Source organism: Faecalibacterium sp. DFI.5.82, from assembly GCF_029076575.1.
GTDB lineage: Bacteria > Bacillota > Clostridia > Oscillospirales > Ruminococcaceae > Faecalibacterium > Faecalibacterium duncaniae.
On the sequence record NZ_JARFIS010000002.1, the window covers coordinates 73,752 to 98,088 of the forward strand.

The 24,337-nt window shown below is 59.8% G+C and carries 21 protein-coding genes and 5 tRNA genes; 11 read left to right on the forward strand and 15 right to left on the reverse strand.

Translation table 11 applies throughout. The annotated features are described in order from the left end of the window. Positions 1–6: 6 nt before the first annotated feature. Together P0G09_RS03980 and P0G09_RS03985 are read left to right on the forward strand one after the other, a co-directional pair. Positions 7–978, forward strand: coding sequence for an ATP-binding protein (locus P0G09_RS03980; RefSeq protein WP_275251998.1), 972 nt, complete (start codon positions 7–9; stop codon positions 976–978). Positions 979–996: 18 nt separating this feature from the next. After that, positions 997–2,355 carry a carboxylesterase family protein gene (locus tag P0G09_RS03985; protein ID WP_275251999.1) on the forward strand — a complete coding sequence of 453 codons (1,359 nt, stop codon included), beginning with the start codon at positions 997–999 and terminating at the stop codon, positions 2,353–2,355. Positions 2,356–2,454: 99 nt separating this feature from the next. Here P0G09_RS03985 and P0G09_RS03990 read toward each other — a convergent pair whose 3' ends face one another. Genes P0G09_RS03990 through P0G09_RS04005 form a run of 4 tightly spaced genes read right to left on the reverse strand, consistent with a single transcriptional unit; the run spans position 2,455 to position 4,206 of the window. Continuing rightward, entirely contained in the window at positions 2,455–2,649 is a 195-nt protein-coding gene (locus P0G09_RS03990; protein WP_156070624.1) for a hypothetical protein, read from the reverse strand. After that, positions 2,633–3,004, reverse strand: coding sequence for a BrnT family toxin (locus P0G09_RS03995; RefSeq protein ID WP_317393588.1), 372 nt, complete (start codon positions 3,002–3,004; stop codon positions 2,633–2,635). The genes P0G09_RS03990 and P0G09_RS03995 overlap by 17 nt, the downstream gene beginning before the upstream one ends. A gap of 51 nt (positions 3,005–3,055) precedes the next feature. Further along, entirely contained in the window at positions 3,056–3,235 is a 180-nt protein-coding gene (locus P0G09_RS04000; RefSeq protein WP_275252000.1) for a hypothetical protein, read from the reverse strand. A gap of 35 nt (positions 3,236–3,270) precedes the next feature. Further along, on the reverse strand, positions 3,271–4,206 hold the full coding sequence (locus P0G09_RS04005; protein ID WP_215697626.1) for a helix-turn-helix domain-containing protein: 936 nt from the start codon (positions 4,204–4,206) through the stop codon (positions 3,271–3,273). A 262-nt stretch (positions 4,207–4,468) separates the two neighbouring features. On the opposite strand from P0G09_RS04005, the gene P0G09_RS04010 reads away from it, so the two are divergent. Beyond that, complete coding sequence (locus tag P0G09_RS04010) at positions 4,469–4,720, forward strand: hypothetical protein (RefSeq protein WP_154277306.1); 252 nt, start codon at positions 4,469–4,471, stop codon at positions 4,718–4,720. A gap of 93 nt (positions 4,721–4,813) precedes the next feature. Here the strand turns inward: P0G09_RS04010 and P0G09_RS04015 are convergent, their stop codons facing one another. Further along, positions 4,814–5,191, reverse strand: coding sequence for a PH domain-containing protein (locus tag P0G09_RS04015; RefSeq protein WP_035393789.1), 378 nt, complete (start codon positions 5,189–5,191; stop codon positions 4,814–4,816). A 160-nt stretch (positions 5,192–5,351) separates the two neighbouring features. Here P0G09_RS04015 and P0G09_RS04020 point away from each other — a divergent pair, with 160 nt between their 5' ends. Next, entirely contained in the window at positions 5,352–6,341 is a 990-nt protein-coding gene (locus P0G09_RS04020) for a nucleoid-associated protein (RefSeq protein WP_005932044.1), read from the forward strand. 122 nt (positions 6,342–6,463) lie between these two features. On the opposite strand, the gene P0G09_RS04025 is transcribed toward P0G09_RS04020, so the two are convergent. From P0G09_RS04025 to P0G09_RS04060, 8 genes are all read right to left on the reverse strand, one after another. Continuing rightward, on the reverse strand, positions 6,464–7,318 hold the full coding sequence (locus P0G09_RS04025; protein WP_275252001.1) for a GGDEF domain-containing protein: 855 nt from the start codon (positions 7,316–7,318) through the stop codon (positions 6,464–6,466). Between the two features lie 185 nt (positions 7,319–7,503). Further along, on the reverse strand, positions 7,504–9,393 hold the full coding sequence (locus tag P0G09_RS04030; protein ID WP_275252002.1) for an ABC transporter ATP-binding protein: 1,890 nt from the start codon (positions 9,391–9,393) through the stop codon (positions 7,504–7,506). Then, positions 9,390–11,174, reverse strand: a complete 1,785-nt coding sequence (locus P0G09_RS04035) for an ABC transporter ATP-binding protein (RefSeq protein WP_275252003.1) — start codon at positions 11,172–11,174, stop codon at positions 9,390–9,392. Before P0G09_RS04035 ends, P0G09_RS04030 begins: the two co-directional genes overlap by 4 nt. Before the next feature lie 99 nt (positions 11,175–11,273). Next, positions 11,274–11,349, reverse strand: a tRNA-Gly gene (locus P0G09_RS04040). An 8-nt stretch (positions 11,350–11,357) separates the two neighbouring features. Then, positions 11,358–11,430, reverse strand: a tRNA-Phe gene (locus P0G09_RS04045). A 28-nt stretch (positions 11,431–11,458) separates the two neighbouring features. Further along, positions 11,459–11,532: transfer RNA gene (locus P0G09_RS04050), tRNA-Asp, on the reverse strand. Positions 11,533–11,535: 3 nt separating this feature from the next. After that, positions 11,536–11,611 (reverse strand) — tRNA-Val (locus P0G09_RS04055). A gap of 6 nt (positions 11,612–11,617) precedes the next feature. Further along, positions 11,618–11,693, reverse strand: a tRNA-Gly gene (locus P0G09_RS04060). A gap of 324 nt (positions 11,694–12,017) precedes the next feature. On the opposite strand from P0G09_RS04060, the gene P0G09_RS04065 reads away from it, so the two are divergent. Together P0G09_RS04065 and gltA are read left to right on the forward strand one after the other, a co-directional pair. Then, positions 12,018–12,863, forward strand: a complete 846-nt coding sequence (locus P0G09_RS04065) for a sulfide/dihydroorotate dehydrogenase-like FAD/NAD-binding protein (RefSeq protein ID WP_035393563.1) — start codon at positions 12,018–12,020, stop codon at positions 12,861–12,863. Position 12,864: 1 nt separating this feature from the next. Next, complete coding sequence (gene gltA / locus P0G09_RS04070; protein WP_156058277.1) at positions 12,865–14,259, forward strand: NADPH-dependent glutamate synthase; 1,395 nt, start codon at positions 12,865–12,867, stop codon at positions 14,257–14,259. Positions 14,260–14,314: 55 nt separating this feature from the next. Here the strand turns inward: gltA and P0G09_RS04075 are convergent, their stop codons facing one another. Then, positions 14,315–15,088: a Cof-type HAD-IIB family hydrolase gene (locus tag P0G09_RS04075; RefSeq protein WP_117504836.1), complete on the reverse strand. Its 774-nt coding sequence runs from the start codon at positions 15,086–15,088 to the stop codon at positions 14,315–14,317. A gap of 221 nt (positions 15,089–15,309) precedes the next feature. On the opposite strand from P0G09_RS04075, the gene P0G09_RS04080 reads away from it, so the two are divergent. The 3 genes from P0G09_RS04080 (at position 15,310) to P0G09_RS04090 (ending at position 19,062) form a co-directional block, all read left to right on the forward strand. Next, complete coding sequence (locus tag P0G09_RS04080) at positions 15,310–16,065, forward strand: DeoR/GlpR family DNA-binding transcription regulator (protein ID WP_156058279.1); 756 nt, start codon at positions 15,310–15,312, stop codon at positions 16,063–16,065. After that, positions 16,062–16,967, forward strand: a complete 906-nt coding sequence (pfkB, locus tag P0G09_RS04085) for a 1-phosphofructokinase (RefSeq protein ID WP_156058280.1) — start codon at positions 16,062–16,064, stop codon at positions 16,965–16,967. The genes P0G09_RS04080 and pfkB overlap by 4 nt, the downstream gene beginning before the upstream one ends. Positions 16,968–17,136: 169 nt before the next feature. Beyond that, positions 17,137–19,062 (forward strand): fructose-specific PTS transporter subunit EIIC, encoded by a 1,926-nt coding sequence (locus tag P0G09_RS04090; RefSeq protein ID WP_275252004.1) that lies wholly within the window; start codon positions 17,137–17,139, stop codon positions 19,060–19,062. Positions 19,063–19,144: 82 nt separating this feature from the next. Here the strand turns inward: P0G09_RS04090 and P0G09_RS04095 are convergent, their stop codons facing one another. Further along, a complete protein-coding gene (locus tag P0G09_RS04095; protein WP_275252005.1) occupies positions 19,145–19,555 on the reverse strand; it encodes an SseB family protein in 411 nt (136 codons plus the stop codon). Positions 19,556–19,792: 237 nt separating this feature from the next. On the opposite strand from P0G09_RS04095, the gene P0G09_RS04100 reads away from it, so the two are divergent. Continuing rightward, positions 19,793–21,217 carry an extracellular solute-binding protein gene (locus P0G09_RS04100; protein WP_275252006.1) on the forward strand — a complete coding sequence of 475 codons (1,425 nt, stop codon included), beginning with the start codon at positions 19,793–19,795 and terminating at the stop codon, positions 21,215–21,217. A 38-nt stretch (positions 21,218–21,255) separates the two neighbouring features. After that, positions 21,256–24,294: an EAL domain-containing protein gene (locus P0G09_RS04105; protein WP_275252007.1), complete on the forward strand. Its 3,039-nt coding sequence runs from the start codon at positions 21,256–21,258 to the stop codon at positions 24,292–24,294. The last annotated feature ends 43 nt before the right edge of the window (positions 24,295–24,337 follow it).

Sequence of the window (24,337 nt, forward strand, 5' to 3'; positions counted from 1 at the left end):
GCTTTTATGCGTACCAAACAGGAACTTTATCAAGCCGCCCTGCGCACGGTGGCTCTGCGGCGGCAGACTGCCCGCGCCAATGCCGAGGATGCCCGGCTGGAGGCGGAGGCCGCCATCCCGGCCCTGCGCCACGCTGAGGACGAGGTGCGGGTGCGGGGCATCCGCTGCGCACTGGCAGGCGCGGCCGGAAAAGACCGCACCGAAGCTGCCGCCGCACTGAGCAAAGCCCGGCAGGAGCTCACCGCCCTGCTGGCCGCCAGCGGCCGCCCTGCGGATGCGCTGGAGCCAAAATTCACCTGCAAGCTGTGTCAGGATACCGGCAGCGTGCAGGGCCGCACCTGCACCTGCGTTCACAAGCTGATGCAGAGTCTGCGACGGGAGGAGATCGAGGCGCTGTCCAGCCTGTCCATTTCCAATTTTGACACCATGGAGCTGCGGTACTACCCCAACACCATGGACGAGAAGCTGGGCGAGCCTGTCCGCACCTACATGGGCGGCCTGCTGGAGGATCTGCGCAGCTACGCCGAGGAATTCGACCACAACAGCGAGAGCCTGATGCTTTTTGGCAACGCGGGGCTGGGCAAGACCCACGCCGCCCTTGCCATTGCGGGCATCGTGCTGCAAAAGGATTTTGACGTGATCTACGTTTCCAGTCCGGACTTCTTCGGCAAGCTGGAAAACGCCCGCTTCGACTCCTCCGAGGATGCCGAGACCCTGCTGCGTACCGCCTCAGCTGCCGACCTGCTGATCCTGGACGATCTGGGCACCGAGTTCGTCACCCCCTACTTCATCACCACTTTTTACAGCCTGCTGAACAACCGCCTGGGGGCCGGTCTGCCCACCATCGTCACCACCAACATTGCGGATGGCTCCCTGCTGGAAAAGCGATACACCGAAAAGATCTCCAGCCGCCTTTCTTCCTTTGTCCCCTGCCTGTTTGCGGGCGAGGACATCCGGGGCCTGAAAGCGGCGGAGTAAGACAAGGAGGTTTCCCCCATGAGCTTTGAGCGCACTACGCCCTGCGGCGTGATCTCCGGCACGGCTTGCCAGTGGCCGGGCATTGCCGCTTACAAGGGCATTCGCTACGCCACCGCCGGGCGGTGGGAGTTCCCTGTCCCCGTCACCCACTGGGACGGTGTCTATGATGCCGCCCAATACGGTGCCTGCTGCTACCAGCCCCGCGCCTTCTATGACGAAGCCGCCGCACCCGGAAAAGCCTTCTACTACAACGAGTTCCGCAAGGGCGAGACTTACACTTACAGCGAGGACTGCCTGTTCCTGAACATCTGGGCCCCTGCTGACGCAGCTCCCGGGGACAGACTGCCGGTCATCTTCTACATTCACGGCGGCGGCTTTACCGGCGGCTGCGGCCACGAGAAGCACTTCGACGGCCCCGTCTGGCCCACCAAAGGCTGCGTGGCTGTGACCATCAACTACCGGCTCGGTCCCATGGGCTTTGTCTGCCTGCCCGAGCTGGCTGAGGAGGCCGGATCCACCGGCAACTATGCCTTTCTGGATCAGCTGGCGGCCCTGCAGTGGGTGCGTGCCAATATCGCTGCCTTTGGCGGCGATCCCAACAACATCACTATCATGGGCCAGAGCGCCGGTGCCATGAGCGTCCAGCAGCTCGTCCTCTCCCCCATCACCAGGGGGCTGTTCTCCAAGGCTGTGATGAGCAGCGGCGGCGGCGTGAGCCAGATGCTGACGGCCAAGCCCGCTGAGGCCCACTACCCGTTCTGGAAGCAGGTCATGGAGACCGCCGGGTGCAGCACGCTGGCCGAGTTCCGTGCCCTCGCCCCCGCCAGACTGTTTGCAGCCTGGGATGCCGTCCGCACCCAGCCCCAGTTCAAGGGTATGGGCTGTGAGCCCGTGGTGGATGGCCGTTTCCAGGTCAAGACCGGCCCTGAGACGCTGGCTGCCGACGAACAGCACCATATCCCTTACCTCATCGGCTTCACCAGTGAGGATATCGTTCCGCCCTACCTCTACCAGATGGCTCAGGACTGGTGCGCCCGGAACGCCGACAGCTACGGCTGGTTCTTCGACCGCCAGCTCCCCGGTGATGACCGTGGTGCCTGGCATTCCAGCGACCTGTGGTACTGGTTTGGCACGCTGGCTCACTGCTGGCGGCCCTTCACTGAGAAGGACACCGCCCTCAGCGCTCAGATGGTGGATTACCTGACCAACTTTGCCAAGACCGGCGACCCCAACGGAGCAGACCTGCCCCAGTGGCAGACTGTTACCGCCCAGCAGACCGATTTCCTCCGTCTGGGTGAGGAGCCCACCCACATGGGCAGCGTGGATGTCCAGAAGCTCCTCTGGACGATGCAGAACATCCCCGCCGTGGGGGAATAAGCCCCCGCCCGAATCACCTCAAACCCCAGAAAAAACAATATCCCCCGCTGCAGACGTGCCATAACACGCTTTGCAGCGGGGGATATTTCCTTATTTGAGTTATGCGCCGTGGGCGTTTACGCTCCGGGGCGGGTTGACACGCCGGAACTTCAATGCACGTTCCGGAGTCGTTTCCGGGCAATCCTCATCAAAAGTAATGGGCATTTTCTTAGCCTGTTCCAGCTCTGCCAGCTCTTCTTTTGTGAAAGCCAGCTCTTTCTGCATCTCTGCGGACAATTTATTCACATTTACCATAATAGAGCCCCCTCTCAAAATTCGTTGCCAGTCTTGCTGAGATCAGCCGTGTCACATCCGTTTTTTCTCCGTTTTCTTCTACACGGATGCGCTCTGTATACACCACAAACAGGATCTCGTTTACCTTGCCGATCAGTGTATTTCCCTCCGTACAGTAAACTTTACCTGCGGAAGTATCACCGATCGTATCATAACGCGGCTCTTCATCGCTGTGTGTGTCATCATAAAACTCAATGCGGTCATAGTCAAAGAACACACGAGCCGCACTTTTAAAGGAAAGACCATGCTTGCGGATATTGATCTGGTTCTTTTGTTCGTCATACTCAAAGGCCATTCCACCCATCGTAAAACTCACCAGTCGGTTCTCCAATATCGTGCACACTCTCTTTCCATGGTGTTCTTTTCTTTATCTTACCATAGCTTCGTCATTTTTGCAAGCACTCTTCTTCAAATAATACCCAATGCCGATGGCATCTGCCAGTGCCCAGCCGATGGGCACACTGAGCCAGATGCCGGTAACACCCAGCGGCGTGGCAGAAAGCAGGATATTCTTTGTAATGGGTCCTTGGGTCAGACTGTGCTGCATGGGGATCATTTCCTCCTGTTTCTATCTCAGACATTTCAGCAGAATTTTGCGCGGTATTCCTTGGGTGTGCAGTGCTTGATCTCCCGGAAGGTCTTGATGAAGTAGCTGCCATCTGCAAAGCCGCACTCCATCCCGATCTCGCCCGTCTTGAGCCGGGTGGAACGGAGCAGCTCGGCGGCCTTCTCCACCCGGAACTGCTTGACATACTGGATGGGCGTGATGCCCAGCATCTGCCGGAAGCTGCGCAGGCAGGCGCTCTCGCTCAGGGCCACGCTGGCCGCGATGCGTTCCACGGTCAGCTCCTCGGCGTAGTGCTCCTCCACAAAGCGGAGCATCTGCTTCATCCGCTCGGCGGCGATCTGCTCCTGCTGGGAGACCTTGGTCCTGCCGCCCACGCACTGGGTGCTCAGCAGCCGCAGCGCCGCAGAGAGATAATACCGCACCCGGTTCTCGTAATCAAAGGGCTCCACGGCAACCGCCTGCCAGGCTTCCCGCAGGCAGGCAAGCACCTGCGCCTGCCAGGGCACAGCCCCATCCAGCAGAAAAAACGCCGGGGCATCCGGCTGGAGCATGGGTCGGATGAGCTTCTGCCAGAAGATGGTGTCCATTCCACCCACCAGCCGGGGGTGGAACACACCCGAGTGAAGCAGGGCCTCCCCTTTTTCCGCATGCTCCACCGCGTGGAGGATGCCGGAGTTCAGGAACACGCCCTGATTCGTCTGCAGGGTCACCCGGGTCTTGTTCACGTCCACCGTCAGGGGGCCTTTCATGGCCAGTATGTACTCAAACTCCTCGTGCCAGTGCCAGGCCACCGAATAGCTTTTCAGGTTCTCCGCGTAGCAGGCAATGGGGAACAGGGCGCTGCCATGCTGGACCATTTCCCGCCCCTCGGCATCGGCCACAACATCCTGCTGGAAGGTCAGCCCGGTAACGATATTGGCAGCAGAGACACAGCTTGTCTGAAACGCCATATTGAACAATTCCTTTCCGCAATACTTTGAATATTTTTTGTCAATGCCGATTTTATTGTACAAATCGGGTGTTTTTGTTCTATCTATCGTGCCGGTTTCGTGGTATTATTTCATCAGAACCAGCAAGCACAGTATAACACCGCAGGGGGCGGAAAACAACCCCCGGCGCGGCTTGATCCGGTTCCCGAGAAGCGTTCCCCACGGGCAGCCTGGCCCGGGGGACTCTTCCAGAATAAAACATTTCTTTGTGGGAGGTATTTTTATGCTTCGCATCCAGTATCTTGATAAAGACCGTTTCATGCAGCAGGTAGCCGCCAGCCGCGGCAGTGTGCTCCTGCACCTGGCCAATGGCGAGACCTGTGACCTGAAAAAGGACAACGCCGCCACCGAGCTGTTCCAGATGATGGACGCTCCCTCCAAGGGCTTTGACATCTCTGTCACCGACCCTGCTGATGTCACCGGCTTCCTGCACTACATGCTCGAGGCCGGCCGCAGAGAGCGCGCCGCCTGCTGACCCTTCGACATTCTCCTTTTTTCGCATATTACAGCAATGTAAAACGCCCGCTCCGGGGTCAGAAGCCGGAACGGGCGTTTTACGTTTGTTCTGTTACAGGATGCACCGGCTGATGGCCCGTGCCACCGCCAGCAGCTCATCCTGCCCGATGAAGCCGAACTTTGCCTCGTGCTCATCCGCAAAGCAGACCGTCAGCTCTGAGGTCTGCAGCGGGTCGCCAAAGCCTGCCGTCTTGATGCCGTAATGCAGGATCTTGCGGTAGGGCAGCACAAAGATCTCCTGCCGGGTACCGGTCATCCCCTGCATATCCACCATAAAAATGCGGTGGGTGGTGAACACGGCCTGATCGCGCACGGTCTTGTAAGCCCCCACGATCTGCTCACCGTCCAGCAGCAGCTCCTGCACATTTTTGCAGATCTCCTTTTCCTTGATGCGGATGAGGTTCTGCATCGGCTTGTCCCGAAATTCCATAACACACTCCCCTTTCGGCTTGTCCGGATGTTTGGTCAGCCCCATTGTAGCATCTCAGGCGGCAGTTGACAAGCCTTTGCGCTCCCTCTCGCCTTTTTGTTCCGGATGTGCTATACTGGGCAGGAACATCACAATCACCCGGGAAATGAGGTTTTGACCCATGGAGATCATCATCCATCAGGCAATTTTGCATGTGCTGGACACCACGCTGGACGCGCCGGTGCTCAGCGGCGGCGGCATGGAGCTGACTGCCGAAAAGACCGCCTACTTACAGAATCATATCGAAAAGCTGCTGGCCAGCGATGAGATCCGCCAGTGCCGCCCCCTGCCGGATTCGGCTTTCCGGAACGAGCTGGAACACAATCAGGATTTCATTGATCTGTCCTGCCGCATTGCGGGGGTGCTGTTCGATTACATGCACGCCCACACCACCATCCCCGGGGCGGACCTGGCCGTGGTGGATTTCACCCGGGACGGCGCGCCCTGGTTGGGCATCCTCAAGCTGAACTATAAAAACGGCTACACCCACTACACCGAGACCGTGGAAGGTGCCCCGGTCAACTCCATCATCCAGCAGCGGGCCTGCCTGCCCACCCAGAGCGGCAAGGTGGAGGAGGGTGCGCTCGTCAACTTGACGGACTACTCCATGCGCCTGCTGGAAAAGAAATACGACATCGACGGCCACAAGGAGTTCTACCTCTCCTCTGTTGTGTTCCAGTATACCCAGGCCGAGCCCGAGAAAAAGAAGCTGCAGGCCATTCAGGAGGCCGCCGCACAGGCTGTGAAGGATGCCTATGAGGACGAGCCCCATGCCGACGCGCAGGTGGCCATGCTCATTGCCAACCAGGCTGCCGACAACGACAATCAGGTATCGGTGGAACAGGTGCGCCAGCAGCTGGCCGAGGAATACCCACTGGCCGCTGTGCCCTTTGATGACTATGTGGAAAAGAGCGAGGTGCTGGAAGAGGCCGCTGCTCCTGTCACCGTGACCCCTGCCCGCATCCGCCGGATGGAGAGCCGGAGCATCCGCACCGCCAACGGCATCGAGGTCAAGATCCCCACCGAGCTGCTGAACTCCGATTCCGAGCTGGAATTCCTCCACGATCCGGACGGCAGCGTTTCCCTGCTCATCAAAAATGTGATCCTGTAAGCCGCCGCAGATGGCGTTTTTCTCTCTCTGCGCGCTGGTGCTCACCGCCCTGATGTAACAGATCACCAAAACAGCCTCAGCCCTTGGGAAATCGGGCTGAGGCTGTTTTTTCGTCCGTATGATCAGCGGTTTTTGCGCTTGTTCCGGTACATATCCCGGTCGGCAGCATGGTAGACTGCGGTATAATCAAAGGGGCCTTCTGTCACGGTGTGGTATCCAAAGGCAACATCCAGCTTGAGGCGGTCGTCGCTCTGGCGGGCCAGCTCCTTGTGCAGCCTCTCGATCAGCTGTTCGGCCTCTTCTGCAGAAAAATGGCTGCAGGCAATGAGGAATTCATCGCCGCCCATCCGCAGGGCCACGCTCTCCGGCGGCAGGTTTTCCCGGATCACCCGGCCCACCCGCTTGAGCAGCAGGTCGCCGTACTCGTGTCCGTAGGCATCATTCACACGCTTCAGGTAGTTACAATCGCCCATAATGATCGTGACGGGCATGACGGCTTCCTTCAGCTGCTCGGCGCCCTTTACCTTCAGGTAGTTGCGGTTATACAGACCTGTCAGGTCATCGTGGACGGCCCAGTTCTCGGCCTGTTTTTCCAGCCGCACCCGTTCGGTGATATCACCAATAAGCCCCACGATGCCGATGATCTTTCCCTCCAGCACAACGGGGTTCTTTTTGATCTGATAGTATGCCGTCCCATCCTTCCGGGGCACCTCGGTGATAAAGCTGGTTCCCTTGCCAGTGGCAAGCACCTTCTGGTCCTGCTCATAATAAAAACGGGCCTGTTCCTCGTTACCCCAGATCTCCAGATCTGTCTTGCCCAGCACATCCTCTTCCTGCCCTTCTCCGTAGGGGAAGAAAGTCCTAACGTCCGAAATAAAAAGATAACGGCATTCCGTATCCTTGAAAAAGAGGTTCGCCGGTGTACTGCGCAGAAAGGTCATCACTTCTTCATAGCCGAGCGCATCGATCCACTGCATCCTGTGGCCCCTCCTTTCCATTTCTCTTTTTTATTATTTTACCATATTCTATTATACGAGCGATGCACCTGTTTTGCAAGTGTTAATTGCGTTCCCTCAACGATCCGGAAGAGGACGACTCCACCCCTGGTGCAGACGGAAAAGGCCGCTGACCCATCTCAGGTCAGCGGCCTTTCTGTCTGCGCTTATTCAGCTGCGTTCAGCTGCGCCTTGTGGTATTGCAGGGTGTACAGCTGGTAGTAGCGGCCATGCCGGGCCAGCAGCTGCTGGTGGGTGCCCTGCTCCAGAATTTTACCGTGGGACAGCACGATGATGTTGTCCGCATGCTGGATGGTGGACAGCCGGTGGGCCACAATGAGCATGGTGCCCACGGTGCGCATCTTTTCCAGCGAATCCTGAATCAGCAGCTCCGTCTCGGTGTCGATGTTGGCGGTAGCCTCGTCCAGGATCATCACGCTGGGCTTGTGGATGATGGTGCGGGCAAAGCTGAGCAGCTGCCGCTGCCCGGCGGAGAAGTTGTTGCCGCGCTCACGCACCTCTTCGTCCAGCCCGTGATCCAGCTTGTTGATGAACTTGTCGGCGTTGACGTAGCGGCAGACCTCCATGATCTCGCTGTCGGGGATGCCCTCTTCCCGCAGAACGATGTTAGAACGGATGGTACCCGAGAACAGGAACACGTCCTGCAGCATCTGGCCGAAGTGCCTGCGCAGGGAGGAGATCTTGATCTTGCGGATGTCGATGCCGTCGATCAGGATCTGGCCCTTCTGGAACTCGTAGTTCCGGCAGATCAGGGAGAGGATGGTGCTCTTGCCGGAGCCGGTGGAACCCACAAAGGCCACCGTCTGGCGGGCATCCACATGGAAGGAAACGCCCTGCAGCACCCACTCGCCGGGAACGTAGCTGAACCACACGTCCCGGAACTCGATCTCGCCCTTCACCTCGTTCAGCTCAATGGCATCGGGGGCATCCTGCATCTTGGGCTGGATGTCCATGATGGAGAACACCTTTTCTGCCGATGCCAGCGCCGACTGCAGCCAGTTGAACTGTTCGGCCAGGTTCTGGATGGGGGTAAAGAACTTGGAGATGTACATATAAAAGGTGACGATGGTGCCGCTGGAAATGGTCTGCCCCAGAAAGCTGACATTGTTCAGGTGACCCATGCCGCCCAGATAGAACAGGCACAGGATCGAGCTGACATAGAGCATATACACCAGCGGACGGAACACGCTGAACACGAAGATCTGCTCCTGATTGGCCCGGGCCAGCTTCTGGCTCTTCTGGCGGAAGTCCTCCATCTTCTCGTCCTCCCGGCCAAAGATCTGGGTGACCTTGATGCCGGACAGGTTTTCGGACAGATAGGTATTGATATCGGTGGTCGCGTTCTTGAGCTTGCGGTTGGCGCGGCGGGAGAACTTGCGGAAGATGACCGTGAAGATCACGATGAAGGGCACAAAGCAGAGCACCATCAACGTCAGCTCGTAGTTCAGGCAGAGCATGGCCACCAGAATGCCCAGAATGACAAAGCTGTTCTTGGTCAGCTGGACCAAGAGGTTTGTGAACATCATGGAGATGGCGTTGGTATCGTTGGTCACACGGGTGACCAGCTTGCCCACGGGGATCTCGTTGAGCTGCTCGTGTGCCAAAGATTCAATGTGGCTGAACAGATCCTCGCGCAGATCGGAGATGATGCGCTGACCCACCCGCTGCAGGATCACGGCCTGCAGGTAGGTGCTGCCCATGGAGAACACCAGCACGCCTGCATACACTGACACGCCCAGGAAGAGGGTGCGGAGTTCAAACTCCCCGGCCACCAGCTCCTCGATGCGGCCCACGATGAGGGGTGAAATGATATCGTAGGCAATGGAGAAGAGCATCAGCAGGCCCACGATGAGGAATTTGCTCAGGTAGGGCCGGGCATAGCGGGCAAGGCGGCGCATGATCTCGCCGTCCTCCATGTTGCGCTCAAAGCCCATAGCGGTCTTTTTGTCCTTGGCGGCGGCATAAGCTGCCACCAGCAGGGCGGTGATCACGCCGATGACAGCGCCCACCAGAACCAACGGATTCAGATGCATCATGCGTTTTCGCCTCCCTTCGTCTCATCCTCCAGCCGCTGCAGATCGACCATCCGGCGGTACTCCGGGCAGGAAGCATACAGCTGGTCGTGGGGGCCGACGGCTTCCACCCGGCCCTCGTTGAGGAAGATGATCTTATCCAGCCGCTCCACCGTGGAAATGCGGTGGGCAATGAGCAGGGTGGTCTTGCCTGCCCGGCTGTTCTTGAGGTTATCGAGGATGATCTTCTCGGTGCTGGTATCCACCGCCGAGACGGAGTCATCCAGGATCAGGATGGGCGCGTCCTTGAGCAGGGCGCGGGCGATGGAGATGCGCTGCTTCTGGCCGCCGGACACCGTCACGCCACGCTCGCCCAGAACGGTCTCGTAGCCGTCCTTGAAATCCACGATATTATCCCTCACATCGGCCATGCTTGCCGCCCGCTCGATGTCCTCCGGGGTGGCATCGTCCACACCAAAGGCAATGTTGTGGGCGATGGTGTCCGAGAACAGGAAATTATCCTGCGGAACGTAGGCACATGCATTGCGCACCGAGTGGATGGAAAGGCTGTTCACATCCCTGCCGTCCACGAACAGGGTTCCGTCCGGCACATTATAGGTGCGCAGCAGCAGGTCCACCAGGGCGGTCTTGCCCGCACCGGTCTTGCCCACGATGCCCACACTCTCGCCGGGCGCAATGGTAAAGGAGATATCCCGCAGCACATCGTACTCGCCGTCCGGGTAGCGGAAGTTCAGGTGGCGGAACTCGATGCCGCCTTTGGGGTCGGTCAGGTCGGCCACGCCGGGGCGGTCAGCCACGTCGATGGGGGCATCCAGCAGCTCGGTGATGCGGTTCAGGGAGGCCTTGCCGCGGCTGGTCTTTTCGATCAGCATGGACACAGCCATGATGGGCCAGACGATGGCCTCAAAGTAGCCGATGTACTCCACCAGCTGGCCGGCGTTGAACCGGCCCTGATAGACCAGATAACCGCCGTAACCCAGAATGATGCAGACCACGGACTCCACGAACAGGGTCACCAGCACCTCCAGCAGGGTGGCGATCTTCGTGTAGGTCACGTTGATCTCCTCGTTTTCCTTGTTCAGCTTCCGGAAGGCCTGCAGTTCCTTGTACTCCTTGACAAAGGCCTTGATGACCGCAATGCCGGAAAAGTTCTCCTGCGCGAAATCGGAAAGGCCGGAGAAGGCCTCCTGCCGCTCCTCCCAGCGCCGGGTCATCACCTTGCTCATCTGGGTGCCGATGGCAAACATGATCAGGGCCGGGATCAGGGCCAGCAGGGTCAGCCGCACGTCCATGGTCCACATCTTATAAAGAGCCAGCAGACCCAGGGTCAGCGCGTCGAAGAACATCAGCACGCCGTCGCCGAAGCACTCCTGAATGGTGTCCAGGTCGTTGGTGTACAGGCTCATCAGGTTGCCGACCTTGTTCACCTGATAGTACTGCTGGGACAGCCTGCGGCTGTGGTCGAACATCCGCTCCCGCAGGTCTGCCGCGACCCGCACCGCCGAGCCGAAGAAACAGATGCGCCACAAAAAGCGCCCAATGACCATCAGCACCACGATCCAGATCATGGGCAGGCAGATGTGCTGCAGCAGCACCTCTTTGGTAAAGAGCAGCGTCTCACCGTTCACCACCACCTGGCCAAGGTTCACTCCGTTGATGACCAGCCGGTAGAGCTGGGGGATCAAAAGCTGGATGTAATCCACCGTCAGCAGGGCGGCAAGGCCCAGCAGCAGCACGGGAGCATGCTTGAGGTAATACCGGTTGATGTACTTGCCGAATATCACTGCGTTTTTCCCTCCTTTTTCAATTCCAAAAAAGCTTTCAACGTACAAAAAAGCCGCTGCATCACACGACGAATCATGTTTTGCAGTGGCTTGTTTGTCTGGAGCGGCCGACGAGGCTCGAACTCGCTACCTCCACCTTGGCAAGGTGGCGCTCTACCAGATGAGCTACGGCCGCATATAAAGTGCCTCCGATCGGAATCGAACCAATGACACGGGGATTTTCAGTCCCCTGCTCTACCGACTGAGCTACAGAGGCATATAAGCTGCTTCCAGAGAAGCAGCAGCGACCCGGATCGGGCTCGAACCGACGACCCCCAGCGTGACAGGCTGGTGCTCTAACCAACTGAGCTACCGGGCCACATGGTGGAAGTTAACGGGCTCGAACCGCTGACCCTCTGCTTGTAAGGCAGATGCTCTCCCAGCTGAGCTAAACTTCCACAAAATGGAGCGGCCGACGAGGCTCGAACTCGCTACCTCCACCTTGGCAAGGTGGCGCTCTACCAGATGAGCTACGGCCGCACATTTCATGTGGTCTGCCGGGGTTTCGCTCCCGGCGACGTTGGCTATTATAGCGTAAAACGCAGGCTTTGTCAACAACAAATTTCCAAAAAATCAGACTTTTTGCAAAACACGCCTGTCTGCGCCTGTTTTTCAAAAACAAAGCCGAAACCGAAATGTTTCAGCTTTGCGGCGGCAGACACAAAGAAAATTCGGTTGCGTTCCCTTCTTAAAGAGGTTATAATAAACTTGTCAAAAAGTTGCACAAAAACACGTCTGCTATGCCGCGCGGGCGGGCAGACGTGTTTTTGTGCCAAGATTTTGCCAGAAAAAGGAGCAACCGCAATGTACAAGATCACTGAAAAGGTCGCGCTGAACCCCACCGTGACAAAGATGGTCATTGAAGCCCCGCTCATTGCCAAAAAGGCAAAGCCGGGCCAGTTCATCATTGTGCGCCCGTTTGAGGACAGCGAGCGCATCCCCCTGACCGTGGCCGGTTACGACCGCGAAAAGGGCACTGTGGATATCATTTTCCAGATCGTGGGCGGCACCACCATGGAGCTGAACAGCCTGAACGCAGGCGACAGCGTCCATGACTTTGTGGGCCCCTTGGGCCGCGCCACCGAGACCGAGGGCCTGAAAAAGGTCTGTGTTGTCGGCGGCGGCGTGGGCTGCGCCATCGCCCTGCCCATTGCCAAGGAGCTGCATGACCAGGGCTGCACCGTCCACAGCGTCATCGGCTTCCGCAATAAGGATCTGCTCATCCTCGAGGACGAGTTCAACGCCTGCAGTGACGAGCTGCGCATTATGACCGATGACGGCAGCTACGGCACCAAGGGTGTGGTCACTGCCGCTCTGGACGAGCTGGTAGCCGCTGGCAACCAGTATGATCTGGTCATCACCATCGGCCCGCTGATCATGATGAAATTCGTCGTCAAGACCTGCCAGAAGCACGGGCTGAAGAGCATCGTCTCCATGAACCCCATTATGATCGACGGCACCGGCATGTGCGGCGGCTGCCGCCTGACCGTGGGCGGCGAGACCAAGTTTGCCTGCGTGGACGGCCCCGACTTTGACGGTGACCTCGTCGATTTCGACGAAGCCATGGCCCGCGGCACCATGTACCGCCCCTTTGAGGCAAAGGCCCGCGAGAAGGCCTGCAATCTGTTCAAGACTGAGGAGGCAAAGTAAGATGGCTTTCAATATGGATCCCAAAAAGTGCCCCATGCCCACCCAGGACCCCAACGTCCGCAACAAGAACTTTGAGGAAGTTGCACTGGGCTATACCGAAGAGATGGCCGTGAACGAGGCCAAGCGCTGCATCCACTGCAAGAACAAGCCCTGCCAGACCGGCTGCCCCGTGGGCATCGATATCCCCGAGTTCATCGGTCATGTGGCCGAGGGCGACTTTGAAGCCGCCTATCAGGTCATTGCCCGCTCCTCTTCCCTGCCCGCCGTCTGCGGCCGTGTCTGCCCCCAGGAGAGCCAGTGCGAGGGCAAGTGCACCCGCGGCATCAAGAACGAGCCCGTGGGCATCGGCCGCCTGGAGCGCTTTGTGGCCGACTGGCACCGTGAAAATGTCCACACCGCCCCCATCGTGCCCGCATGGAACGGCCACAAGGTCGCCATCATCGGTGCAGGCCCTGCCGGTCTGACCGCCGCAGGCGATCTGGCCAAGCTGGGCTATAAGGTCACCGTCTACGAGGCCCTGCATGTAGCCGGCGGCGTGCTGATGTACGGCATCCCCGAGTTCCGTCTGCCCAAGGCCATCGTGCAGCAGGAGATCGACGGCCTGAAGAAGATGGGCGTGGATTTTGAGTGCAACATGGTCATCGGCAAGGTGCTGACCATCGACGAGCTGATGGGCGAGTACGGCTACGAGGCCGTGTTCGTTGGCTCCGGTGCCGGTCTGCCCCGCTTCATGGGCATCCCCGGCGAGAGCCTGAAGGGTGTGTACTCTGCCAACGAGTTCCTGACCCGCTCCAACCTGATGAAGGCCTACCTGCCCACCAGCAAGACCCCCATCCGCACTGGCAAAAAGGTGGCCGTTGTGGGCGGCGGCAACGTGGCCATGGATGCTGCCCGCAGCGCCCTGCGTCTGGGTGCCGAGACCGTGTACATCGTCTACCGCCGCGGCATGGCCGAGCTGCCTGCCCGTAAGGAGGAGGTCGAGCACGCTGAGGAAGAAGGCATCATCTTCAAGACCCTGTGCAACCCCGTGGAGATCCACGCCAACGACGAAGGCTTCGTCAAGTCCATCACCTGCATTGAGATGGAGCTGGGCGAGCCCGATGCTTCCGGCCGCCGCCGTCCCATTGAAAAGAAGGGCAGCGAGTTTGAGCTGGATGTGGATACCGTGATCATGAGCCTGGGCACCAGCCCCAACCCCCTGATCCGCTCCACCACTCCTGGTCTGGAGACCAACAAGCACGGCTGCATCGTCACCGAGGGCGACGAGGGCAAGACCAGCCGTGAGGGCGTGTACGCCGGCGGCGATGCCGTGACCGGTGCCGCCACCGTCATCAAGGCCATGGGTGCCGGTAAGGCAGCCGCCAAGGCCATGGACGAGTACATTCAGAATCAGTAAGTTTCCCCTATAGAAAAAAGCCGGTGCGCCAAGAAAGTGCACCGGCTTTTTCTCTTCATATCAGGCCGTTTTCTACACAATACCAATAGATGCCGTCTTCCTTCACATCGCGGCAATGGGCGGTGGCGGCGGCTTGCAGCCGGGCAGAGGCGTTGGCCATAGCGATGCCGGTGCCGACGGCTCTGAACATTTCGATATCGTTGTTGCCGTCACCGAAGGCCATGCTGTCGGACTTGTCGATGCCGTAGAATTCCAGCATCTTTTCCACGGCGATGCCCTTGCCGCCGCTGGCCGGGATGATATCCACGGCGCGGTCCCACCATGCGGCGATCTTCGCGTTCTCCACATCCTTCAGGATGGCTGGGTACTCCGCTTCCCTGCCACTCATCAGCACCTGAAAGATCTCGCCCTGCGCCATAGCATCAAAATCGTCGGCGATCACCAGCTCGACCCCGCCGATGGCAAAATACTCCGCCAGATCAGGGTCGGAGCCGTTAGCGGCCAGCCGGTCCTTGGTGGCCAACGCCATGGGCCGCCCCAACGCTTCGGCGTTCCGGCGGAGCAGGGCAATGTCCGCTTTCGGGATGAGATTTTTGAAAACATCGCGCTCCGGCGTGAAGCAATAGGAGCCGTTGTAGGTCAGGAACGCATCGAAAGTGACCCCTTCGAACTTCGGCACTTCCATGGGAGCGCGGCCGGTGGCGATGCAGAGCTTGATGCCGTTCTGCCGCAGTTTTTGCAGCGCCTCCACCGTTCTGGGGCGGATGCCCTCCTTGAGCGGCACCAGTGTGCCGTCGATGTCAAAAAAGATGATCTTGGGCTTTGTCATAGCGTTCCTCCTGCATTTTTCTTATATCATAGCACACTTGCTGCCGTTTGCCAAATGTATCCCAGTTGTTGTGCAACCTGCTCAATTTTCCGAGGTGATTTTTGTCGGCTATTTCTGGCGCATTGTGATTGATTTTGACTGAAATCTTGCTATAATAAGGACAGGAAGCTTCATAAAGCTTCAAGTTCAATCACAAAACATCAAAGGAGTGACCTTTCCTCATGTTGGCAGAAGAACGCTTCGCCCTCATCCTTGACCTGCTGGCCCGCCAGCGCACTGCCACCGTGCAGGAGCTGTGCGAGGCGCTGAGCGCCAGCGAGTCCACCATCCGGCGCGACCTGAACGAGCTGGACAAGCAGGGCAAACTGAACAAGGTGCACGGCGGGGCCACCCTGCCGGACAGCCCCTTCCGCACCGACGAGCCCACCATGGCCACCAAGGAAGAGCTGGCGGTCAGTCAGAAGCAGAGCATCGCCCAGGCGGCGGCAGAACTGATCCTGCCGGAAGATTTCATCTATCTGGATGCAGGCTCCAGCACGCTGGCTCTGGCACGGGCGCTGAGCGGCCCGGCCCTGAACGCCAGCTATGTGACCAACGGCGTGGCCCACGCCCGCCTGCTGGCCCAGAAAGGCTGCCGGGTGTTCCTGCCCGGCGGGCTGCTGCGGCCCCAGACCGAGGCCATCATCGGGGCGGCTGCGCTGACTGCCATCCAGCAGTACAATTTCACCAAAGCCTTCATGGGGGCCAATGGCGTGGCGCTGGGTTCCGGCTTCACCACCCCAGACCCCGAGGAGGCCGCCGTCAAGGCTGCGGCTCTCCACCGGGCGCGGGAGGCGTGGTTCCTGGTGGACGACACCAAATTCGCGCAGGTCTACCCCGCCGTCATCTGTGATCTGCACAGCGGTGCCATCCTGACGAACCGGTGCCCCAACCCCAAATACCGGCAATACACTCTGATAAAGGAGACCGAGGTATGATCTACACTGTTACATTCAATCCTGCCATCGATTATGTGGTCCGTCTCGACAGGCCCCTTGAGGTGGGCGAAGTGAATCGCGCCGCCGGGGAGGACTGCGTGCTGGGCGGCAAGGGCATCAATGTTTCCGGCGTGCTCCGGGAGCTGGGCTGTGAGAGCGTGGCTCTGGGCTTTGTGGCCGGTGAGACCGGTGCCTGGCTGGAGCGTGGTCTAGCCGCGCAGGGGCTCCGAACCGATTTCATCCATCTGGCCGAGGGCATGACCCGCATCAACGTCAAGATCAAGGCAGGCACCGAGACTGAGCTGAACGGCGCAGGCCCCAGCATCCCGGAAAGTGCCATGCAGCAGCTGGAAGCCCAGCTGGACACCCTGCAGCCTGACGACATCCTCGTTCTGGCAGGCAGCATCCCCAAGAGCCTTTCCCAGAGCACCTACGAGCGGCTGCTGGCAGGGCTGGAGGGCCACGGCGTGCGGGCCGTGGTGGATGCCACCCAAGATCTGCTGGTCAACGTCCTCCCCTATCACCCCTTCCTGATCAAGCCCAACAATCACGAGCTGGGCGAGATCGTGGGCCGGGAGCTGAAAACGGACGAAGAGATCACCGCCGCCGCCCGCGCCCTGCAGGAAAAAGGTGCCCGGAACGTACTGGTGAGCATGGCCGGAAACGGCGCCCTGCTGGTGGATGAGCACGGCGAGGTGCACCGCATCGGCTGCCCCAAGGGCAAGGTTGTGAACAGCGTGGGCGCAGGCGACAGCATGGTGGCCGGTTTTGTGGCAGGTTATCTGCAAAGCGGCAGCTATGAGCAGGCCCTCAGGCTGGGCACCGCCTGCGGCAGTGCCACCGCGTTCAGCCTTGGGCTGGCAACGAAAGAAAAGATCGAAGAATTGTTTGGTCAAATTTAAGACAGCTCACCCTCTCCGTCATTGCTGACGCAATGCCACCTCCCCCAAAGTGGGAGGTCTTGACAGTCATTGCTATGTTGATGGTTTTGCCAAGGGCTCTCCCTTTGGGAGAGCTGGACGCGAAGCGGCCTGAGAGGGTGAGGACGCTACGATAGAAAGGAGAACCCTTATGCGCATTACGGAATTATTCACCGCAAAGTCCATCGAGCTGGATTCTGCGGCCTCCAACCGGGACGAGATCCTCTCCCGGCTGGTAGAACTGCAGGCCACCCACGGCAACATCACCGACACAGAAGCCTACAAGAAGGCGCTCTACGCCCGGGAGGATGAGGCTTCCACCTACGTGGACAACGGCATCACCGTTCCCCACGCCAAGACGAATGTGGTCACCCGGCCCAGCCTGGCCGCCCTGCGCCTGAGCACCCCGGTGCAGTACAACGCCGAGGATGACGGCAAGACCGACCTGCTCTTTGCCATTGCAGCCCCCGAAAACGGTAGCCTGCATGTGGATATGCTGGCCCGCATGATGCAGATGCTGATGAACGAGGACTTTGTGGAAAAACTGAAGGCCGCCAAGACCCCCGCCGAATTCCTTGCCATCATCGACGCACAGGAGGAGGCCCAGTTCGGTGAGGAGAGCTTCACCCAGCAGGCCATCCCCCAGAGCGGCTACCGCATTCTGGCCGTGACCGCCTGCCCCAACGGCATTGCCCACACCTACATGGCCGCCGAGGCGCTGGCCAAGGCCGGTGACAAGCTGGACCTGCCCACCAAGGTGGAGACCAACGGCTCCGATGGTGCCAAGAACGTGCTGACCCGCGCCGAGATCGCAGCCTGCGACGGTATCATTGTGGCAGCAGACAAGAATGTGGAGACCGCCCGCTTTGACGGCAAGCCCGTGCTGTTTGCCCGGGTGGATGACGGCATCCACAAGCCCGAGGAGCTGCTGAAAAAGGTGGCTCACGGCGAAGTTCCCGTGTATCACGCCAAGGGCGGTGCTGCCGCTGCCGAGGAGGAGACCTCCGGCGACAGCTTTGGCCGCAAGGTGTACAAAGACCTGATGAACGGCGTGTCCCACATGCTGCCCTTTGTGGTGGGCGGCGGCATTATGATCGCGCTGGCCTTCCTGCTGGACGATTACACCATCGACCCCTCCAACTTCGGCATGAACACCCCCATCGCCGCCTTCTTCAAGACGGTGGGCAGCGCCGCCTTTGGCTACATGCTTCCCATTCTGGCAGGCTTCATCGCCATGTCCATCGCAGACCGTCCCGGCCTGGCCGTGGGCTTTGCGGGCGGCGTGCTGGCCATGAACGGCACCAACTTTGCAGGCCTTGCCAACGGTGAGACCACCGGCATCTCCGGCGGTTTTCTGGCCGCTCTGCTGGCCGGTTTCGTGGCCGGTTATGTGGTCGAGTTCCTGAAAAAGATCACCGAAAAGCTCCCCGCCAGCCTGAACGGCATCCGCCCCATGCTGATCTACCCGCTGGGCGGCATCCTCATCATCGGTGCCGTGATGTGCGGCATCAACCCGGTCATGGGCATGATCAACACCGCCATGACCAACTGTCTCAACGCCATGGGCGGCACCTCCAAAGTCCTGCTGGGTGCCATCGTTGCCGGTATGATGAGTATTGACATGGGCGGCCCCTTCAACAAGGCTGCCTACGTCTTTGGCACTGCCGCACTGGCCTCCGGCAACTACGAGGTCATGGCCGCTGTCATGGTGGGCGGCATGGTTCCTCCCATCGCGATTGCCCTCTCCACCACCTTCTGCCCCAAGAAGTGGACCCCCGACGAGCGCCGCAACGGCATCGTGAACTACGTCATGGGCCTGTGCTTCGTCACCGAGGGTGCCATTCCCTACGCCGCCGCCGACCCGCTGCGCGTCCTGCCCAGCTGTGTGGCCGGTGCCGCGCTGGCCGGTGCCCTCTCCATGACCTTTGGCTGCGCCCTGCGCGCTCCCCACGGCGGCATCTTCGTGTTCCCCGTGGTCGATCATGCCCTGCTCTACTGCGTGGCTCTGGCCGCTGGCAGCGTGGTGGGTGCCGTGATCCTGAGCCTGCTCAAGAAGGACCGCACCGACGCAGCCTGATCTGCCATTCTCCTTCTTCCTTTACCATATAAAAAGGGCCCGTCTGCGCGCACCAAAATGCGGCAGGCGGGCCCTTTCTTGCTTATCCCTTGATGATCCGGAGCAGGGTCTTGTCCAGCTGGATGGTGCGGTTCCAGGGGTTCAGAATGATGCCCTGGATCTCCGGCACCTGCAGTGCGGCATCCAACAGCTTTTCAAACTCCACCAGAAAGGTGGACTGCACCGCTTCCGCACCCTTCATCTCCTCTTCAAAGCTGGTAAAGGCATACCACCAGCTGGCCCCATCGGCCGTGCGGAGGACCCGCAGCTGCATCTGCTCACTGGCCGGGTTCGGTTCCACCGCCACCACGACCTGTCCGTTTTCCCGCATCCTCCGCCGAATCACGGTCAGGGTATGCGCCAGCTGCTCCTGTGTGGGCTCCTGCTGTAACTGGCAGACCGCCTGTTCGATCTTTTCGTTGCCGTTCAGGCCCTCGTCCTTCTTCTGTGCCATAAGCTCTCCCATTCTTTTTGTTGTATTTTATGCTTGTATTATATCCGGACTTTACGAAAAATGGAAGCGCAGGCCAGAGATTCTTTCTTTTTTCGTCTGCTTTCGGGTGTTTTTTCAAAAATCAGTAGCCCCCGCCCCGAAAAAGTGTTACAATGTTTTCGTCTGGTATCATTTCAGAAACGACAGGACGCGCCGCTTTTCCGTGAGCCGTTTTGTCGGAATGGGAGAGATAAGTCAATGAAACGAATCCTTCGTTCTGCCGTCAGTCTGCTGCTGTGCGCCGCCGTGGCGCTGGGCGGCACTGCCTGCGGCCGAAGCAAGCTGCCCACCACCATCACGATCTGGACCTACTATAACGGCGATCAGCTGGAATGCTTCAACCAGCTGGTGGAGCAGTTCAACTCCACCGTGGGCAAAGAGAAGAACATCCGGGTCGAAAGCTCCAGTCAGGGCAGCGTGAACGACCTGGAGACCAGCGTGCTGGCCGCCGCCGAGGGCAAGGTGGGTGCCGAGAAGCTGCCCAACATCGTCTCCTCCTACGCAGACACCGCCTTTACGCTGGATCAGATGGGCCTTGCCGTTGACCTGAGCCCCTACCTGACCGAAAAAGAGAAGTCTGCCTATATCGCCGGTTTTCTCGAGGAGGGTGACCTGATGAACAACGGGGAGCTCAAGGTCTTTCCCATAGCAAAATCCACTGAGCTGCTCTACCTGAACGTCACCGACTTTGTCCCCTTTGCCGAGGCCACGGGCGTGACCTATGCGGATCTTTCCACCGTAGAGGGGCTGAACGAGGCCGCACACAAATACTACGACTGGACCGATGCCCAGACGGCTGCGCCCAACGACGGCAAGGCCCTGTATGGCCGCGACGCGCTGACCAATTACCTGCTCTGCGGCGCACAGGAACTGGGTACGACCATTTTTGATGCCGAGAACGGCGTGATGACCCTGCACTTTGACAAGCCGACCCTCCGCAGGCTGTGGGATAACTACTATGTCCCCTACATCAAGGGCTGGTGCAGTGCCAGCGGCAAGTTCCGCAGCGACGATATCAAGATCGGCAGCCTGCTGGCCTATGTCGGTTCCTCCTCCAGCGCTTCCTTCTTCCCCACCCAGGTGCTGACCAGCGACACCGAGAGCCACGGCATCGAGATGGCCGCGCTGCCCTGCCCCAGCTTTGCAGGCTGTGAGCCGGTGGCCGTCCAGCAGGGGGCCGGCATGGTAGTCATCCCGGGCACCGAGGACGAGATCAGCGCCTGCGTTGCCTTCCTGAAATGGTTCACCCAGCCGGAAAACAACCTGCAGTTCTCGGTGCAGTCCGGCTATATGCCCGTGACCTATGCCGCCAACAGCATATCTGCCCTTGAGAACAGCGGCCTGACGGTCTCCGAGAGTATCCACAAGGTGCTGAGCCTGTCCATTGATGCCATCGATCGCAGCAAGCTCTACACCACCCATGCCTTCCCGGCTGCCCTGCGCGCCCGCAATACCCTGCAGTACGCGCTGGAGGACCTTGTCACCGCCGACCGTGCCACGGTGCTGGAGCGGCTGGCTGCCGGGCAGACCCCCGAGGAAGCCGAAGCCGAGTTCCTGACCGATGCTTATTTTGATGCCTGGTACGACCAGACTCTGGCCGCTCTCAGCGCCTTTGCGGGCTGAGATGCCCTTGGAACAACCACAAAAGGAGAGACCCTCAGATGCAGAACCACAAGCCGCACAGCCAGAAGGCCCCTCAGACGGGCCATTCTATCTTCGGCACCATCCTTTTCTCCCTGCTGGCTGTGCTGGCGGTGGAGTTCCTGCTGTTGACCTTTGCCGTCCACGCCACCCGGCTTGGCCCCCAGCTGAACCAGAACGCCGAGGATATCCTTGCCATGCAGGTGGACAACCGCAGCCGGTATCTTCAGTCCATCTTCCACGATGCACAGGAGCTGACCAGCCTTTCCGATGCCATCAATGGCCTGACCCAGCAGCTTCTGGACGAGGGAGAGATCAGCCTGAACACGCTGGACAGCAGCAGCGACGCGGCCTATCCCCTGCTGGAAGCCACCGCGCCGGAGCTTATCAACACCCTGCGCATTAAGTCGGTGACCGGCGTGTTCCTTATCCTGAACACCCATGATCTGGACAAGCGGAAGCAGGACAGCCTCATGCCCGCCATCTACCTGCGGGATCTTGACCCGGATGCCGCTCCCTCCCAGCGCAACGCCGACCTGACCTTTGTGCGGGCACCGGCCCAGCTGGTGCAGTCCCTCTCCATTGCCACGGACAACAGCTGGTCCCCCACCATCCGCTACCGGGCACTGGGAAACCGGGGCTTCCTTTATCCCCCTTTCCAGGCCGCCTATAAAGACGGAGCCAGCCTTGCCGCCTCCGATTATGGCCACTGGACCTCACAATCCTATCTGGTGCCCGGGGACACCCACGAGGCCATTGCCTACAGCCAGCCCCTGATCCTGCCGGACGGCACCGTTTACGGCGTGATCGGCGTGGAACTGCTGGCCGACTACCTGTGGGAGAACCTGCCCTGCTCTGAGCTGCAGAACAACGGCACCTATTTCCTTGCCGTGACCGATACGGAGGAGCTCTCTGCCTCTGAACTGCAGCTGCGTCCGGTGCTCCGTTCCCACTGCGACGGGCAGCCGGGTTCTGCGGACGAAAGCCTTACGCTGCGCCTCCACAGTGCCCATACCCACCGCTACCTCTTCAGCAATGCCCTCTACATTGCTTCGGTCTCCCCCTTGAACCTCTACAGCCGGAACGCCCCTTTCTCGGGCAAGCACTGGCTTCTCGTGGGCTCCGTTCCCGCGGTGCAGCTCTTTGCTTTCGCCCAGCGGCTGCAGCAGCTGTTCTCCTTCATCATGCTGATCACGCTGGCCGTCGGCTTTGTTTGCAGCTGGCTGATCAGCAGGCGGCTGGCCCGGCCTGTTGCCAAGCTCTCGGCTGAGGTAGCCGCTGCCGAAGCGGATTCCTCCGCCATCCCGCATCTTTCCACCACCGGCATCCGGGAGCTGGATCAATTCTCCTCCGCCTTCACCCAGCTGAGCAAAGACGTGCTGGACTCCTCCACCCGCTTTTTGCGCATTATGAAATTGGCCAGCGCGGAGCTGGGCGGCTATGAGCTGCGCGATGACAGCGTTTATGTGACCGACAACTTCTTCTCCATGTTGGGCCTTGCACAGGAGCAGCCAGATCCGCTCACGCCAAAGGCTTTCCGCGCCCTGATGGGCACACTGGAGCAGCGGTGGTTCTACCGCCTGTCCCCGGCCAACAACAAGGTCTTTGCCATCCCCCAGCCCGACGGCAGCACCCACTACATCACCCTGCGCATCACCCATATCATGGGTGAAAGTGCCTCCGAGGTGGGTCTTGCTGAGGATATGACCACCACGGTGCTGGAGCAGCAGCGCATTGAGCACGAGCGCGATTACGACACCCTGACCGGCCTGTACCGCCGCCGTGCCTTTGACCGCGCCTGTGACGCGCTGTTCCAGCAGCCCGAAAAGCTGGGCTGTGCCGCCCTGCTGATGATGGATCTGGACAACCTCAAGCAGATCAACGACACCTACGGCCATGACTGGGGCGACCAGTACATCCGCCAGACCGGCCAGTGCTTTGCGGCCAACACGCCCGCCAACACCATCTGCTCCCGCCTTTCGGGCGATGAATTCCTGATCTTCTTCTATGGCTACCGGGATCAGGCACAGCTCCGCGCCCAGCTGGAGCTGCTGAGTGCTGCCCTGCAGCGCAGCGTGTCCATCCTGCCCAACGGCAGGCAGCTGCACATCAGCATCTCGGGCGGCATTGCCTGGTACCCCACGGACGGCCACGACCTGCTCACCCTGAAAAAATATGCCGACTTTGCCATGTATCAGGTCAAGCATTCCCACAAGGGCCGCATGTGTGATTTTGATATCGGCAGCTACCATCAGGAGGCATACGCCACCCAGACCCAGCAGGACTTTGAGCTCCTGCTGCAGGAGGAGCTGGTGTCCTACCACTTCCAGCCCATCTACTCTGCCCGCAGCGGCCGGGTCGCAGCCTACGAGGCCCTCATGCGGGTCGATCTGCCTACCCTGCACTCCCCCGCTCAGGTCATGCAGCTGGCCCATGAGACGGGCCGCCTGTATGAGATCGAGCGGATCACTGTGTTCCATTCCAGCGAGATCTTCCAGCGCATGCAGGCACAGGGCCTGCTCCAGAGCGATGCCCTGCTCTTCATCAACTCCATCGCCAATGTGAGCCTGACGGTTGAGGATGTGGAGGAATATGCTCAGCGCTACCCCGAGCTGCTTAAGCGGCTGGTGGTGGAGATCACCGAACAGGAAGATCTGGACCGCGCATGTCTGGAACGGAAGCGGAACGTTCCGGGCTTCTCCGGCTCCTTTGCGCTGGATGACTACGGCAGCGGCTACAGCAACGAGCTGAACCTGCTGGAGCTCTCGCCCCGGTACATCAAGATCGACATTTCCATTGTGCGCGGGATCGATAGCGACCGTGATAAGCAGCAGATCGTCTCCAACATTGTGGCTTACGCCCACGCCCGCAGTATGCAACTCATTGCCGAGGGCATTGAGACCAAGGCCCAGCTGCGCACCGTCATCGGTCTGGGCGTGGACCTGCTGCAGGGCTATTACCTCAGCCGCCCCGCCGCAGTGCCCGCCCCCATTGCACCGGCGGCGCAGGCGGTGATCGACCAGCTCGAACACCAGCGGTTCAATCCCCTCGGTTTATGATCTTTCCGGCTCCCCTGTGAGGGAGCCTTTTGTGACCCCATTC

Excerpts from the sequence above, each read along its gene's own strand:
- P0G09_RS04080 (WP_156058279.1), top strand. The coding sequence starts at position 15,310 with ATGTTGGCAGAAGAACGCTTCGCCCTCATCCTTGACCTGCTGGCCCGC.
- P0G09_RS04095 (WP_275252005.1), bottom strand. The coding sequence starts at position 19,555 with ATGGCACAGAAGAAGGACGAGGGCCTGAACGGCAACGAAAAGATCGAA.
- P0G09_RS04025 (WP_275252001.1), bottom strand. The coding sequence starts at position 7,318 with ATGCAGTGGATCGATGCGCTCGGCTATGAAGAAGTGATGACCTTTCTG.
- P0G09_RS03980 (WP_275251998.1), top strand. The coding sequence starts at position 7 with ATGCGTACCAAACAGGAACTTTATCAAGCCGCCCTGCGCACGGTGGCT.
- P0G09_RS04090 (WP_275252004.1), top strand. The coding sequence starts at position 17,137 with ATGCGCATTACGGAATTATTCACCGCAAAGTCCATCGAGCTGGATTCT.
- pfkB (WP_156058280.1), top strand. The coding sequence starts at position 16,062 with ATGATCTACACTGTTACATTCAATCCTGCCATCGATTATGTGGTCCGT.
- P0G09_RS04005 (WP_215697626.1), bottom strand. The coding sequence starts at position 4,206 with ATGGCGTTTCAGACAAGCTGTGTCTCTGCTGCCAATATCGTTACCGGG.
- P0G09_RS04010 (WP_154277306.1), top strand. The coding sequence starts at position 4,469 with ATGCTTCGCATCCAGTATCTTGATAAAGACCGTTTCATGCAGCAGGTA.
- P0G09_RS04020 (WP_005932044.1), top strand. The coding sequence starts at position 5,352 with ATGGAGATCATCATCCATCAGGCAATTTTGCATGTGCTGGACACCACG.
- P0G09_RS04030 (WP_275252002.1), bottom strand. The coding sequence starts at position 9,393 with ATGATGCATCTGAATCCGTTGGTTCTGGTGGGCGCTGTCATCGGCGTG.
- P0G09_RS04075 (WP_117504836.1), bottom strand. The coding sequence starts at position 15,088 with ATGACAAAGCCCAAGATCATCTTTTTTGACATCGACGGCACACTGGTG.
- P0G09_RS04000 (WP_275252000.1), bottom strand. The coding sequence starts at position 3,235 with ATGCAGCACAGTCTGACCCAAGGACCCATTACAAAGAATATCCTGCTT.
- P0G09_RS04065 (WP_035393563.1), top strand. The coding sequence starts at position 12,018 with ATGTACAAGATCACTGAAAAGGTCGCGCTGAACCCCACCGTGACAAAG.
- gltA (WP_156058277.1), top strand. The coding sequence starts at position 12,865 with ATGGCTTTCAATATGGATCCCAAAAAGTGCCCCATGCCCACCCAGGAC.
- P0G09_RS03990 (WP_156070624.1), bottom strand. The coding sequence starts at position 2,649 with ATGGTAAATGTGAATAAATTGTCCGCAGAGATGCAGAAAGAGCTGGCT.
- P0G09_RS04105 (WP_275252007.1), top strand. The coding sequence starts at position 21,256 with ATGCAGAACCACAAGCCGCACAGCCAGAAGGCCCCTCAGACGGGCCAT.
- P0G09_RS04100 (WP_275252006.1), top strand. The coding sequence starts at position 19,793 with ATGAAACGAATCCTTCGTTCTGCCGTCAGTCTGCTGCTGTGCGCCGCC.
- P0G09_RS03985 (WP_275251999.1), top strand. The coding sequence starts at position 997 with ATGAGCTTTGAGCGCACTACGCCCTGCGGCGTGATCTCCGGCACGGCT.
- P0G09_RS04015 (WP_035393789.1), bottom strand. The coding sequence starts at position 5,191 with ATGGAATTTCGGGACAAGCCGATGCAGAACCTCATCCGCATCAAGGAA.